Below are 14,161 nucleotides of genomic sequence, written 5' to 3'. Positions count from 1 at the left end.
GTCAGGCCTGCTTGATCGCCGAGATGTCGAAGGTCAGCTTCACCTTGTCGCTGACCATCACGCCGCCGGCCTCCAGGGCCGCGTTCCAGGTCAGGCCCCAGTCGGAGCGCAGGATCTCGGCGGAGCCCTCGAAGCCGACGCGCTCGTTGCCGTAGACGTCCGTCGCGCTGCCCGCGAACTCCAGGTCGATGGAGAGCGGACGCGTGACGTCCTTGATCGTCAGCTGGCCGCCGATCCGGTACGTGTCGCCCCCGAGCCGCGCCGCGGAGGTGGAGCGGAAGCGCATCAGCGGGAAGGCGTCGGCGTCGAAGAAGTCGCCGCCCCGCAGGTGCGCGTCGCGGTCGGCGATGCCCGTGTTCACCGAGGCGATCGTGACGTCGATCGCGGCGGTCGAGCGGGACGGGTCGGCGCCGTCGAGGTGCAGGGTTCCCTCGTGCTCGGCGAAGCTGCCGCGGACGTTGGTGACCATCGCGTGGCGCACGGTGAAACCGATGCTGCTGTGGCCGGGGTCGATGACGTACTCACCGGTGAGCGCGGCGAGCGCCGGGTCCACTTCGAGCGTGCCGACGGCCGCGGCGGGGGAGTTGTTCTGGCGGCGGGTGAAGAGACCCATGGCTTCCTCCTCGGGAGATCCTGCTGGCGAAAGTTTCGTTGAAGTTTCAACGAGAATGACGCTAGACCCATTCCGTTCAAATTTCAACTTCATGGCGCGTGTCGTGGACTTTTGTGGGACCTCCACAAAGGCCATTGGTCCCGACTGGGGGAGTCCCTACATCCCGCGCAGGTTCTGTCCGGCCCGCACAGCGGAAGGGGTCCGAGACTGTGTAGAACCAACGGAGGGTTTTCGTGGCCGGGCTTCGTAAGGTCGGTACATGACCGTTGTGGACCAGACTCCGAGCGAGCCGACGGACGCCCGCGGGCGCGTGGCCGAGCTGCACTCCCTCCGCGAGGAGGCCCGGCGCGGCCCCAGCGACCGGGCGACCGAAGCGCAGCACGCCAAGGGCAAGCTGACCGCCCGCGAGCGCATCGCGCTCCTGCTCGACGAGGGTTCCTTCAAGGAGGTCGAGCAGCTCCGCAGGCACCGCGCCACCGGGTTCGGCCTGGAGGCCAAGAAGCCCTACACCGACGGTGTCATCACCGGCTGGGGCACCGTCGAGGGCCGCACGGTCTTCGTCTACGCACACGACTTCCGGATCTTCGGCGGCGCGCTGGGCGAGGCCCACGCCACGAAGATCCACAAGATCATGGACATGGCCATCGCGGCCGGTGCCCCGCTGGTCTCCCTCAACGACGGCGCCGGCGCCCGCATCCAGGAGGGCGTCTCCGCCCTCGCCGGCTACGGCGGCATCTTCCAGCGCAACACCAAGGCCTCCGGCGTCATCCCGCAGATCTCGGTCATGCTGGGCCCCTGCGCCGGCGGCGCCGCGTACTCCCCGGCGCTCACGGACTTCGTCTTCATGGTCCGCGAGACCTCGCAGATGTTCATCACGGGCCCGGACGTCGTCCGCGCGGTGACCGGCGAGGAGATCACCCAGAACGGCCTCGGCGGCGCGGACGTGCACGCCGAGACCTCGGGCGTCGCGCACTTCGCGTACGACGACGAGGAGACCTGCATCTCCGAGGTCCGCTACCTCATCACGATGCTCCCCTCGAACAACCGCGAGAACCCGCCGGTCCACGAGACCGACGACCCGAAGGACCGCCGCTCCGACGTCCTGCTGGACCTGGTCCCGGCCGACGGCAACCGCCCGTACGACATGCTCAAGGTCATCGAGGAACTCGTCGACGAGGGCGACGTCCTGGAGATCCACGAGCGCTGGGCCCGCAACATCATCTGCGCCCTGGCGCGGATGGACGGCCAGGTCGTCGGCATCGTCGCCAACCAGCCCGGCCACCTCGCCGGCGTCCTGGACATCCACGCCTCCGAGAAGGCCGCGCGGTTCGTCCAGCTCTGCGACGCCTTCAACATCCCGATCATCACCCTGCTGGACGTTCCCGGCTTCCTGCCGGGCGTCGACCAGGAGCACGGCGGCATCATCCGCCACGGCGCGAAGCTGCTGTACGCCTACTGCAACGCCACCGTCCCGCGGATCTCCCTGATCCTGCGCAAGGCCTACGGCGGCGCGTACATCGTCATGGACTCCCAGTCCATCGGCGCCGACCTCACCTACGCCTGGCCGACCAACGAGATCGCCGTCATGGGCGCCGAGGGCGCGGCCAACGTCATCTTCCGCAAGCAGATCGCGGACGCCGAGGACCCCGAGGCGATGCGCGCCCGGATGGTCAAGGAATACAAGGCCGAGCTGATGCACCCGTACTACGCGGCCGAGCGCGGCCTCGTGGACGACGTCATCGACCCCGCCGAGACGCGCGAGGTGCTCGTGAGCGCCCTCGCGATGCTCCGCACGAAGCACGCCGATCTGCCGTCCCGCAAGCACGGCAACCCGCCGCAGTAAACGAGCGAAAGGAGACCCGCCACCGATGAGCACCGCCACGGACACCCTGCTGAAGGTCGAGAAGGGCAACGCCGAGCCGGAGGAGCTGGCCGCGATCACCGCGATCCTGCTCGCCCGCGCCGCCGCCACCCCGGAAGAGGCCGTCACCACCCGCCGCTCCCAGGCCGGCTGGCGCCGCCTGGAGCGCAGCCGGGGCTTCCAGGCCCCGCACAGCTGGCAGGGCTGACCTCCCGCACCACCGCAGCACCCGACGGCCGTCCGGCCGCACCACCGCCCCCGGGGCGTGGCGCGCCGGGCGGCCGTTCGGCGTCCCCGGCGCGGCGGGGCGGGCCGCAGGGGGAAACGCGGAACGCCGGGATCCCGTGGCGGGATCCCGGCGTCCGGAAGTTCAGGCGGGCGCGGTCAGCGCAGACGCGCCATCAGCGCGTGCTCGACGAGCGTGATGAGGGCGCTCTTGGCGTCCCCGCGGTGGCGCGCGTCGGTGGTGATGATCGGGGCGTCGGGGCCGATCTGGAGGGCCTCGCGGACCTCCTCCGGGGTGTACGGCTGGTGGCCGTCGAAGCCGTTCAGGGCGATCACGAACGGCAGGCCGCTGTTCTCGAAGTAGTCCACGGCCGGGAAGCAGTCCGCGAGGCGCCGGGTGTCGACGAGGACCACCGCGCCGATGGCGCCGCGGACGAGGTCGTCCCACATGAACCAGAAGCGGTCCTGGCCCGGTGTACCGAAGAGGTACAGGATCAGGTCCTGGTCCAGGGTGATGCGGCCGAAGTCCATGGCGACCGTGGTGGTCGTCTTGTCACCGGTGTGGGTGAGGTCGTCGATGCCCGCGCTCGCGGACGTCATGACGGCCTCGGTGCGCAGCGGGTTGATCTCGGAGACCGCGCCGACGAACGTGGTCTTGCCCACGCCGAAGCCGCCCGCCACCACGATCTTCGCGGAGGTGGTGGAGCGCGGTGCCCCCCCGGCAGAACCTCCGTTAGAGCTTGCGAAGTCCACTGAGCACCCTTTCGAGCAGTGTCACATCTGGCTGGCCGCCGGCAGACTCGTCGCCGCCGGGCTGGTGAATGGCGACAAGGCCCGCCTCCGCCAGGTCGGCGACGAGGATGCGGGCGACACCAAGAGGAATGGAGAGGAGTGCCGAGATCTCCGCGACGGATTTGATCTCCTGGCACAGACGGCAGATGCGCTGGTGCTCGGGCAACTGCCCTTGCAGCCGCGCGGGATCGGCCGTGGTACTGACCAGCGCCTCGATGGCGAGCTGGTAGCGCGGCCGGGTACGGCCGCCGGTCATCGCGTACGGACGCACCAGCGGGTTGTGCGCCTTCGGAGCCTGCGGCTGGGAACCGCGCAACGGCTGCTGCGAGGGGCGCTGGGGCTGCTGGTGCGGCTGGGGCTGACCGTACGGCTGCTGCTGGTAGGGATTGTGCTCCGGCATCTGCCGGCTCGGAGCCGAGGGGAAGTTGAATCGGTTCTGGTCGTGCCCACCCTGCGGCTGCTGCGCGCCGCCATAAGGATGTCCTCCGGGTGTTGTCACGTTTCCTCCTCCGACTCCAAGAACGCAGTACTCCCTGTGGAACCGCGCCACCGCACCCTACGGTGCGATGACGCGAAACACACGGCCTGTCTGTTAGTTGAGAAGGCTTCCCTGCAGTTCCGCGCGCAGGTCCGGAGTGAGGACGCTGCCCGCGCGGTCCACGAGGAGGGCCATCTCGTAGCCCACGAGGCCGATGTCGCACTCGGGGTGCGCGAGCACCGCGAGCGAGGACCCGTCGGAGACGGACATGAGGAAGAGGAACCCCCGGTCCATCTCCACCACGGTCTGGTTGACGGCGCCGCCCTCGAAGATCCGGGAGGCCCCGGCGGTCAGCGAGGTCAGCCCGGAGGCCACGGCCGCCAGCTGATCGGCGCGGTCGCGCGGGAACCCGTCGGACATCGCCAGAAGGAGTCCGTCGGCGGAGACCACCACGGTGTGGGACACCCCTGGGGTGTTGTCCACGAAGTTGGTGATCAACCAGTTCAGGTTCTGTGCCGCCTGGCTCATCGGGCTCACACTAACGCTCCTGGTCATAGCTGTTACTTGACTGCTCGGAACCCGCGCTGCGTCCCTGCTGGACACCACGGCGCAGGTTGCTCAACCTGCCCCGGACGTCCTCCGGTGCGCGGGAGACCTGGGGGCCGCCCTGCGGGGTCGTCTCCGCAGCGCCCTCGACCAGGTTGGCCTTGGGCACCCGCCGAGGGAGACCGGACGGGGTGACCCCGCCCGCCTTCGGCTCACGGAGCTTGCCGGCCTGCTGCCAGCGCTCGTCGTTGCGCGAACGCCAGGCGGCGGTGCCTTCTGTTTCCTCCGGGGCCCGCTCCGCCTCAGCGGGCTGCTGCTGACGCTGCGGCCGCTGCTCGAAGAGGGATCCGGTGGACTCCGCTTCCTGCTGTGCCGGCTGCCACTGCTGCTGGCTGCCGCGCCTGGGCAGGCCCGCTCCGGTCATCTCGTGACCGGTGTCGGCAGCGGCGCCCGGACGGTCGAAGCCTACGCGGTCCGGGGCCGGTTCGGGAGCGGGCTGGGATTCCGATTCGGCCGCGTACTCCTGCTGGTAGGAGCCCGGGAAGGTGTTCTGCGCGGGCCACTCGGCCTGCGCGGACTGCTCACCGTAGCCGCCCTCGTACGCCTGAGCGGGCTGCTGCTGTTCCTGGTAGCCGTCTTCCGGATAGGCATAGCCCTGCTCCGGGTACGGCGTGTAGGCCTGCTGCTGCCGGCCGTCCTCGTACGGGGGTTCGTACGCGGGCGCCTGCTGCTGCTCGTAGCCCTGGTACGGCTGGTACGCGTGCTCCGGCTGAGGTTCCGGATACTGCTGGCCGGGCTGCTCCTGCTGCCCCTGCGGGTAGCCGAGCTGCGCCTCCAGCTGCGCCCTGCGCTCCTCGCGGCCCAGGGACCGCACGACCGGGTCCGCCGGCGGCTCGGCGCCGTCCTGGCCGCCCTGCCCGCCCTGGGCGCCGTAGCGCGAATCGTCGAAGCCGAGCTCGGCGGCCGTCCGCAGCGGGGCGGGCAGCTGGGCCTGCTGCTGCGGGATCATCGACGAGACCGTGAAGTCGTCGTCCGGAATGCCCTCGCCACCGCCACCGTGGGTGATGGCGTCGGGGAGCATCACCAGCGAGGTGGTGCCCGCGGCCTCGCCCGAGGGGCGCAGCTGGACGCGGATGTCGTGGCGGTCCGCCAGCCGGCCGACCACGAAGAGGCCCATGCGCTGCGAGACGGCGGCGTCCACGGTGGGCGGGTTGGCCAGCTTGTGGTTGATGTCCGCGAAGTCCTCGGCGGTGAGGCCGATGCCCTTGTCGTGGATCTCGACCATCACGCGGCCGTCGGGCAGACGCGTGGCGTTGACGCGGACCTTGGTCTGCGGGGAGGAGAACGTGGTGGCGTTCTCCAGCAGCTCGGCGAGCAGGTGCACGAGGTCGGTCACGGCCTGGCCGTGGATCTCGGCCTCGGAGACGCCCGAGAGCTCGATGCGCTCGTACTGCTCCACCTCGGAGGAGGCGGCGCGCAGTACGTCGACCAGCGGGACCGGCTGGTCCCAGCGGCGGCCCGGGTTCTCACCCGCGAGGATGAGGAGGTTCTCGCCGTTGCGGCGCATACGGGTGGCGAGGTGGTCCAGGCGGAAGAGGTTCTCCAGCTGGTCCGGGTCCGCCTCGTTGTTCTCCAGGTCGGTGATGAGGGTCAGCTGGCCCTCGATCAGGGACTGGTTGCGAATGGAGAGGTTGGTGAAGATCGCGTTGACGTTGCCCCGCAGGAGCGCCTGCTCGGCGGCGAGCCGGACCGCTTCGCGGTGGACCTGGTCGAAGGCGCGGGCGACCTCGCCGATCTCGTCGCGCGAGGTGATCGGGATCGGCTGCACCCGGGTGTCGACCTTGCCCGGGTCGGTGCGCGAGAGCTGGTCGACGAGCATCGGCAGGCGCTGCTCGGCGATGTCGAAGGCGGAGCTGCGCAGCCGGAGCATCGAGCGGCTCATCTGGCGGGCCATCATGCCGGCCAGGATGAAGGCGGCGAGCAGGGCCACGACGACGATGGCGCCGGTGAGGACGGCGTCGCTCTGGGACTTGTCGGACACCGCGACGGCGTCCTGGACGGCCTTGTCGAGGAGGTCCTTCTCGATCTCGGCGTAGCCGTCGAACTTGGCGGTGGCGGCGGCCTGCCAGGCGGGGGCGGTGGTGCCGCCCAGCGCGAGCTTGGCGGGCTTCTCGCCGCCGGCTATCGCCTCGGTCATGCCCGTGAGGGCGGAACCGTTGACCACGGGCGGTGCCTTGAAGGTGCTGCCGGACTGCTCGGCGGCCGTCTTGGCGGCGGCGAGCTTCTCCGCGCCCTCCTTGGACTTGTTGCCCATGACCTCCTTCAGCCGGTTGGTGTCCTCGTCGGTGCCGGCGGCGACGTACTCGCCGATGGCTATCTCTTCGAGGTAGGCGTAGGAGGAGAAGGCGACGAGCTGGGCCTTGCGGACGTTCTCGTCCTCGTTCGGGCGCACCAGCAGGTGGGTGCCGACGGAGCGCTGGAGCGAGTTGGCCGCCTTGGCCAGCTCGACCGCGTAGACCATGCGGCCGTAGCTGGTGACGTTCCCGGTGCCGAGGCCCAGTTCGTTGGAGAACTGCATGAGGTAGTGCTGGACCAGCACGTACCCCTCTTCGGTCGGGATCGGGCCGCCCTGCGCGGGGAGGTTCTTCTTGGCGGTCTCCGGGATGGCGTACGCCGTCTTGCGGACCTGTTCGAGCTTGGGCTCCTCCTGGCGGAAGAGCTGGAGGCGGCGTTCCAGACCCTGCTTCTTCGGCAGGTTCTTGACGGCTTCGCCGAACTTGGCCTTGGCCGCGTCGGTGGCCGCGTAGGCCTTCGTCACGACCTCGTTGTTGCGGTCGCCCTTCAGCAGGGGTTCCGCCGTGAGGTCGCGCTCGTTCAGGAGCGCCTGGCCGTATTCGGTCGCGGCCTGGACGATCCGCGCGGTCTGCTCGGCGTCCTTCGCCTCGTTCCAGCTGTCGACCGAACCCTTGACCTGGAAGCCGCCCATGACCAGTCCGACGAGGACGGGCACGAGGAGGATGGCGTTCAGGCGGGTCGGCACGCGCCAGTTACGGGGCGAGAACTTGCTGGTGCTGCCGCTTCTCGCGGGTGGTTCCACGGGCATGTCGACGGGCGACGTGGCCGCGCGCGGCGGCGGGGTGAAGTTGCCGCGCGCGGGTTCATCCGCGGGGCTCGAGTTGCTTCGCCTCACTCGACCAACAACCTCTCGGCGGTGCTACTAGCTAGTTCGATGAATTCCAGCACGGGCAGCCGTCCTGTTCCAAACAGTTGGAACAGGCCATTCCTAGAGCCTTATGACCCACATAAACCGGACATAAAGAGCGAGCGGCGGCAAAAACGGGGCCGATTGTGCGCACTGTGGCACCGCCCGAACGCACGCTGTGCCCAACTCGCGGCAATTCTCTGTCGAAACGTTATGAACGACGGGGGCGGGCCGTGTCGGATGACACAGCCCGCCCCGGCGTATTCACTTGTGAACCGTGCTACTTGAGACGCGCCATCAGCGCGTGCTCGACGAGCGTGATGAGGGCGCTCTTGGCGTCCGCGCGATGGCGGGCGTCGGTGGTGATGATCGGGGCGTCGGGGCCGATCTGGAGGGCCTCGCGGACCTCCTCCGGGGTGTACGGCTGGTGTCCCTCGAAGCCGTTGAGCGCCACGACGAACGGCAGGCCGCTGTTCTCGAAGTAGTCGACCGCGGGGAAGCAGTCGGCGAGACGGCGGGTGTCGACGAGGACGATGGCGCCGATGGCGCCGCGGACGAGGTCGTCCCACATGAACCAGAAGCGGTCCTGGCCCGGTGTACCGAAGAGGTACAGGATCAGGTCCTGGTCCAGGGTGATGCGGCCGAAGTCCATGGCGACCGTGGTGGTCGTCTTGTCACCGGTGTGGGTGAGGTCGTCGATGCCCGCGCTCGCGGACGTCATGACGGCTTCCGTCCGCAGCGGGTTGATCTCGGAGACCGCGCCGACGAACGTGGTCTTGCCCACGCCGAAGCCGCCCGCCACCACGATCTTCGCGGAGGTGGTGGAGCGAGGAGCCGCTCCGCCGTCAGAGCTTGCGAAGTCCACTGAGAACCCTCTCGAGCAGCGTTACATCCGGCGTTCCGCCGGCCTCTCCATTGCCCGGCTGGTGGATGGCCACCATTCCGGCCTCCGCCAGGTCGGCGACGAGGATCCGGGCGACACCGAGCGGCATCGACAGCAGTGCGGAGACCTCCGCGACCGACTTCACCTCGCGGCACAAGGTGCAGATGCGCTGGTGCTCGGGGAGCAGGTTCGAGAGGTGCATCGGGTCGGCCGTGGTACTGACCAGCGCCTCGATGGCGAGCTGGTAGCGCGGCCGGGTACGGCCGCCGGTCATCGCGTACGGACGCACCAGCGGCTGGTCGCCTTCCGAGTACGCATCTCCGTACGCATCGGGATAGGCGGGGGGCGGGGTCATTGATCCTCCGGGCTGGACAGCAGTGGTCAGCGTGCCGTCTGACGGGGCGGCCGGTGGGGGGACGTGATGACGGCCTGGCGGGGGTACTGGGTTCCGGGTCGGGCCCGGCCCCCCGGCCGGAAGTACCGTCCGGCCGGGAGGTGACGAGTCAGATGAGCAGGCTTCCCTGGAGCTCAGCGCGCAGGTCCGGGGTGAGGACGCTGCCCGCGCGGTCCACGAGGAGGGCCATCTCGTAGCCCACGAGGCCGATGTCGCACTCGGGGTGCGCGAGCACGGCCAGGGACGATCCGTCGGAGACGGACATGAGGAAGAGGAATCCCCGGTCCATCTCGACCACGGTCTGGTTGACGGCGCCGCCCTCGAAGATCCGGGAGGCCCCGGCGGTCAGCGAGGTCAGCCCGGAGGCCACGGCCGCCAGCTGGTCGGCGCGGTCACGGGGGAACCCTTCGGACATCGCCAGAAGGAGTCCGTCGGCGGAGACCACCACGGTGTGGGACACCCCTGGGGTGTTGTCCACGAAGTTGGTGATCAACCAGTTCAGGTTCTGTGCCGCCTGGCTCATCGAACTCAACTATCGCTCCTGCTGGTAAGTGGGGTCGATGTGGTAACTGCCGGTCGCGGGGCCGGAGGTACCGGCCTGACGCCCCTGCTGGATACCGCGTCGGAGGTTGGTGAGACGGCCGCGGACGTCGTCCGGGGCGCGCGATACCTGCGGGCCCGCCTGGGCCTCGGCCTGCTGCTGCGCGGTCCCGGCGACGAGGTTCGCCCGCGGGACCCGACGGGGCAGCCCCGAGGTCGTGATGCCGCCGGCGGCGGGCTGGCGCACGCGCTCGGCCTGCCTCATCAGCTCGTCGTTCGGGGACGACTTCCAGCTCACCGTCGGGGAGCTGCCCGTGACCGCCGCGGCGGGCTCGGCCCCGAACTCCTGGCCGCGCTGCGGCTGCTGCTGCTGCGGAGCGGCCGACTGCTGGGGCTGCTGGGGCTGCTGGGGCTGCTGGGGCTGCTGGGGCTGCTGGGGCACGGCCGGGGCCTGCCCGGAGGACGGGGCGCCCTCCTGGTGGACCCAGTTCGACTCCAGCGTGTCGAAGATCGGGCTGCGGACCTCGCCGGTGTGCTGCGCCGGGGCCGGCGGCAGCGCCTCCGGCTGGTACGACTGCGGCGGCCGCGGAGCCTCGGCCCGCGGCAGGTCGGCGCGCGGAGCCGGCACGGGCGCCGGGAGGTAACCGCCCGGCTGCTGCGCCTGCTGCTGGTGGGCCTGCTGGGCCTGCTGCTCGTGGGGCTGGGGCCGCTGCTCGCCGTAGCCGCCCACACCGGGGCCGCCCGGACGGGCGAACTGGCCGGTGGTGGACGGGTCCAGCGGGCCGCCGAGCTGGGGGCGCTCGAACTGGCCGGTCGTGCTGTTGCCCGGGTGGGGGGCGGCGGCCTGCGGGGGCGGGCCGTTGAAGTCCGGACGGGCGAACTCGGCGGTGGAGCCGGGGCCCGACAGCTCGTCGTGCCCGCGCGGTGCCTCCTGGCCACCCTGGCCGGAGCCCCAGCTGGCGGCCTGCGGCAGACCGGCGGGGGAGGCGCCCGTACCCGGAAGCTCCGGGCGGGGGGCGCCGCCGCGCGGCGGCAGCTGCGGACGCCGGCGCTGGACCGGGGCCTGGGCGGAGGACTGCTGCGGGGACTGCTGGGGCTGCGACTGCTGCCCCTGCTGCCCCTGCTGGCCGAACTGGCCCGGCTGCGGCTGCTGCTGCGGCCGCTCGAAGCCGTTGCCCTGCGGGAAGCCGGGGGGAGGCGACACCGGCGGCACGCCGGCCGGCCGGGCCTGCGGGCCACCGCCGAGGAGACCGCCCTGACCGCCCGAGGGGCCGCCCTGGCCGCGGGCCGGCAGCGGAGCGCCGGTGCCGAAGGCACCCTGGCCCTGCGCCTGGCCCGGAGCGCCGCCGGGACCGCCCTGCGGGCGCTGCCCGGGACCGCCCTGCGGGCCCTGGCCGCCGTCGCGTCCCGGCAGGGCGGCGCGCTGGGCGCCGCCGGAGACCTGGCCGCGCTGCTGGCCGGCGCCCACGGGGGGACGCGTACCGGCGCCCGGCACGGAGGCCTGCCCACCGGGGCCGCCCTGAGCGCCCTGGCCGCCCGCGGGGCCGCCCTGGCCGCCCGGACCGCCCTGGCCCGGCATGGGACCCGGCTTCTTGCCGCCCTGGGCGACGTCCACCGGGAGCATGACGAGGGCCGTCGTACCGCCCGAGTCGGAGGGGCGCAGCTGGATGCGGATGCCGTGTCGCAGGGACAGGCGGCCGACCACGAACAGACCCATGCGGCGGGAGACGGAGACGTCCACGGTCGGCGGCGCCGCGAGCCGCTCGTTGATCGCGGCGAGGTCCTCGGGGGAGAGGCCGATGCCGGTGTCGTGGATCTCGACCAGGACGCGCCCGTCGGGCAGCGCGTGACCGGTGACCTTGACCTTGGTCTGCGGGGAGGAGAACGAGGTGGCGTTCTCCAGCAGCTCGGCGAGCAGGTGCACGAGGTCGTTGACGACGCGGCCGGCGACGTCGGTGCCGGGCACCGACGCGAGTTCGATGCGCTCGTACTGCTCCACCTCGGACGCCGCGGCGCGGAGCACGTCGACGAGCGGGACGGGGCGGGTCCAGCGCCGGCCCGGCTCCTCGCCCGCGAGGACGAGGAGGTTTTCGCCGTTACGGCGCATGCGGGTCGCGAGGTGGTCGAGCTTGAAGAGCGAGGACAGCTGGTCCGGGTCGGCCTCGCGCGACTCCAGCTCGGAGATGAGCGAGAGCTGGCGCTGGATGAGGCCCTGCGAACGGCGCGAGAGGTTGGTGAACATCGCGTTGACGTTGCCCCGTAGGAGGGCCTGCTCGGCGGCGAGGCGGACGGCCTCGCGGTGCACGTCGTCGAAGGCCGCGGCCACCTGGCCGATCTCGTCGCGGGTGTGCAGGCCGACGGACTCCACGGAGGTGTCGACGTCCTGCGGGTCCGACTCCGAGAGCTGCTTGACGAGCTCGGGCAGACGGTCCTGGGCGACGCGGGTCGCGGTGTCCTGGAGGCGGCGCAGCGAGCGGATCATGGACCGGGCCATGATGAAGGCGCCGACGAGCGAGACGCCGAGGACGAGGAGGATCAGGGCACCGTTGATGATGGCGTCCTGCTGCGACTCGCTCTTGAGCTCGCGGGCCTTCTGCTCCATGTCCTCGAGCAGGGTGAGCTCGATGACGCCCATCGCGCGGAGCTTGGTGTCGTCGGCGTCGTACCAGTCCATCCAGGACCGGTTCTTCTCCTTGCCGAACTGCCCCTGGGTGCTGAGCACGCGGCGGGCGTAGTGGTCGGCGGTGCCGATCTCCGTGTTGCCGTCGCCGAGCGCCGCGAGGAGTTCCTCGGGCTTGCCCTGGTAGACGAGTTCGAAGGTCTTCTTCTGCTGGCTCTCGCCGCGCAGCGCGGAGAGCGCGTAGAGGCGGTCGTTCTCCTCCAGCTTGCCCGGCTTGTCACCGCTCTCGGGGAGTGAGGCGGCGACGATCGCGCGCTGGATGGAGGCGTACTCCTTGGCGGAGGAGAAGGCCGCGAGGGCGCGGGTGCGCTTGATCATCTCAGGGCTGGACGTGGCCTGGGCCATGTCCTGCGAGAGCGACAGCAGCGAGACGATCAGCGCGTTGTACTCGGTGACGGTCTGCTGGGCACCGTTTTGGTACGCCTTCTTGCGGATGTCCTCGATGCCGGTGAGCTGGCGGCCGATCTGCAGGATGTTGTTGCGGATCGACTTGAGGGTCTCGTCCTTGTCCTGCGCGTTGTCGACCTTGTCGGTCGCCGCGGCGAAGGCCTTGGCGGCGGCGTCGGTCTGGTCGCGGACGCCCTGGACGAGGCTGTTGGGCTTGTCCGCCGGCGGCTTGTCGGGACCCTTGGCGGCGGCGTTGGCGACCGACAGCGGACCCGCCGACTTGTCCCGCTCCTCCTGGAGCATGGCGGCCAGGTTGGTGGCCTGCCGGGTCATCGTCGTCAGCAGCTGCATGTGCTCCAGCTGGGCGATGTCGTTGAGCGAGTCGTTGATGCGGAAGCCACCGAGCGTGGTGGCGGCGACGACCGGCAGCGTCAGCAGCGACACCAGTCGCGTGCTGATGCGCCAGTTCTGCATGGCGAGACGGGAACCGGGCCCACTGGGGGCCTTCGGTATCGCCGTTTCGGGCTGGGCCGGTTCGCCCGGACCCTTGCCGCGCACGGGCTTGGCCGCCTTGGCGCCCTTACCGCGGCCCTTCGCCTTGGCCGGGGCCGGAGCGAGGGGGCCCGCTCCTTCGACAGCCGGCCCGCGGTTCTGGGCGTGCTGGGGTGAGGAGCCACGGTCGGTCCCGCCGCGCGGCTCCTGCTCCGCAGCAGCGTCCCCACGTCCCTGGCGGGCCTGGGGAGACCCCTTGCCATCCCTCTTGAATCGTCCCTGCACTAGCGTCGCAACCTCTGGACCAGGCGCCCCGCCGGATGAACGGCGGGACGGTGTCGAGTCGTGGGGCACTGACGGCCCCATGGTGGTCGTCGGTGACCGGCGCGTCTCCCTCTCCTTGCCACCGCGCTCGGCGCTGTCTCGCGCCACCTGCGCGCCGGCTGATTCCCGCGGCGGTCCCGCGAATTCCAGCACAGTGGCGGATCTCCAACAAGGTGCGCGTGCCGCCCCGGCGAGCCGGTCACGTTTCGTGATGGACGGGCTACGCGACGTGGAACCGCTATCGGGACGAACCGGACTTACGCCAATCAAAGCTTGCGTCTGGCAAGGTGTCCCAGTCCTGATGATCAGGAGCGGAATGGTTGATTCAGTGGCGCAATGTCCGTTTCGCCAGGCGGAATTGACTGTACGTTATGCCCGGAATGCCCGGTCATTGGTGAGCAAACTCACACGGCCATGGCCATTACTTCCCGGTTCAGCCGGGGATTCAGATGTTTAGCCTTGCCTTTTAAAGGGTTGGCGCCACACCCGGCGCATCCGACGACCCCCACCCCACGAGCGAGCCGAGGGCCCGAAACTCCGATGAAGACGACGATGATGTTCCGCAACATAGCCAACCCCCGCCGCACCACCCTCGCGCACCTCAAGGACGCCGAGGAACTGCAGGCGGCCCCGGCCACCCCGGAGCACTCCGTCGAGCTGCCGGCCCAGACCGCGAACCCGCGCCGCACCGTCCTGATGGACGCGCCCGTCGCCGTCGCCGCGCCGTAGCGGCCCGGCGCAGGA

General features: G+C 70.6%; 12 protein-coding genes. 3 read left to right on the top strand and 9 right to left on the bottom strand.

What is annotated here, in order from left to right:
- Position 1: 1 nt before the first annotated feature.
- Positions 2–613 (bottom strand): YceI family protein, encoded by a 612-nt coding sequence (locus tag ACGFXC_RS16830; protein ID WP_393713414.1) that lies wholly within the window; start codon positions 611–613, stop codon positions 2–4.
- A 259-nt stretch (positions 614–872) separates the two neighbouring features.
- Between ACGFXC_RS16830 and ACGFXC_RS16825 the strand changes: the two genes are divergently transcribed.
- Together ACGFXC_RS16825 and ACGFXC_RS16820 are read left to right on the top strand one after the other, a co-directional pair.
- A complete protein-coding gene (locus tag ACGFXC_RS16825; protein ID WP_393713412.1) occupies positions 873–2,456 on the top strand; it encodes an acyl-CoA carboxylase subunit beta in 1,584 nt (527 codons plus the stop codon).
- Between the two features lie 25 nt (positions 2,457–2,481).
- Entirely contained in the window at positions 2,482–2,682 is a 201-nt protein-coding gene (locus tag ACGFXC_RS16820; protein ID WP_351830195.1) for an acyl-CoA carboxylase subunit epsilon, read from the top strand.
- Between the two features lie 176 nt (positions 2,683–2,858).
- Here the strand turns inward: ACGFXC_RS16820 and ACGFXC_RS16815 are convergent, their stop codons facing one another.
- The 8 genes from ACGFXC_RS16815 to ACGFXC_RS16780 form a co-directional block, all read right to left on the bottom strand.
- Positions 2,859–3,452, bottom strand: coding sequence for an ATP/GTP-binding protein (locus ACGFXC_RS16815; RefSeq protein ID WP_319192543.1), 594 nt, complete (start codon positions 3,450–3,452; stop codon positions 2,859–2,861).
- Positions 3,433–3,990, bottom strand: coding sequence for a DUF742 domain-containing protein (locus ACGFXC_RS16810; protein ID WP_393713410.1), 558 nt, complete (start codon positions 3,988–3,990; stop codon positions 3,433–3,435). The genes ACGFXC_RS16815 and ACGFXC_RS16810 overlap by 20 nt, the downstream gene beginning before the upstream one ends.
- Positions 3,991–4,083: 93 nt before the next feature.
- Positions 4,084–4,497, bottom strand: coding sequence for a roadblock/LC7 domain-containing protein (locus tag ACGFXC_RS16805; RefSeq protein ID WP_030037347.1), 414 nt, complete (start codon positions 4,495–4,497; stop codon positions 4,084–4,086).
- 10 nt (positions 4,498–4,507) lie between these two features.
- Positions 4,508–7,705, bottom strand: coding sequence for a nitrate- and nitrite sensing domain-containing protein (locus tag ACGFXC_RS16800; RefSeq protein WP_393713408.1), 3,198 nt, complete (start codon positions 7,703–7,705; stop codon positions 4,508–4,510).
- 292 nt (positions 7,706–7,997) lie between these two features.
- Positions 7,998–8,582, bottom strand: a complete 585-nt coding sequence (locus tag ACGFXC_RS16795; RefSeq protein ID WP_266573764.1) for an ATP/GTP-binding protein — start codon at positions 8,580–8,582, stop codon at positions 7,998–8,000.
- Positions 8,563–8,955, bottom strand: coding sequence for a DUF742 domain-containing protein (locus ACGFXC_RS16790; RefSeq protein WP_393713407.1), 393 nt, complete (start codon positions 8,953–8,955; stop codon positions 8,563–8,565). Before ACGFXC_RS16790 ends, ACGFXC_RS16795 begins: the two co-directional genes overlap by 20 nt.
- Before the next feature lie 148 nt (positions 8,956–9,103).
- Complete coding sequence (locus ACGFXC_RS16785; RefSeq protein WP_008739864.1) at positions 9,104–9,517, bottom strand: roadblock/LC7 domain-containing protein; 414 nt, start codon at positions 9,515–9,517, stop codon at positions 9,104–9,106.
- A gap of 9 nt (positions 9,518–9,526) precedes the next feature.
- The gene (locus tag ACGFXC_RS16780; protein WP_393713405.1) at positions 9,527–13,378 is read right to left on the bottom strand and encodes a nitrate- and nitrite sensing domain-containing protein; all 3,852 of its coding nucleotides are present in this window, start codon (positions 13,376–13,378) and stop codon (positions 9,527–9,529) included.
- 579 nt (positions 13,379–13,957) lie between these two features.
- Here ACGFXC_RS16780 and ACGFXC_RS16775 point away from each other — a divergent pair.
- Entirely contained in the window at positions 13,958–14,146 is a 189-nt protein-coding gene (locus ACGFXC_RS16775; protein WP_393713403.1) for a hypothetical protein, read from the top strand.
- Positions 14,147–14,161 lie beyond the last annotated feature (15 nt).

It is taken from the genome of Streptomyces sp. NPDC048507, assembly GCF_043199995.1.
In the GTDB taxonomy this organism is placed as follows: domain Bacteria; phylum Actinomycetota; class Actinomycetes; order Streptomycetales; family Streptomycetaceae; genus Streptomyces.
Note: the sequence above shows the minus strand (reverse complement) of the source record. Positions and strands in the feature narration are given on the sequence as shown.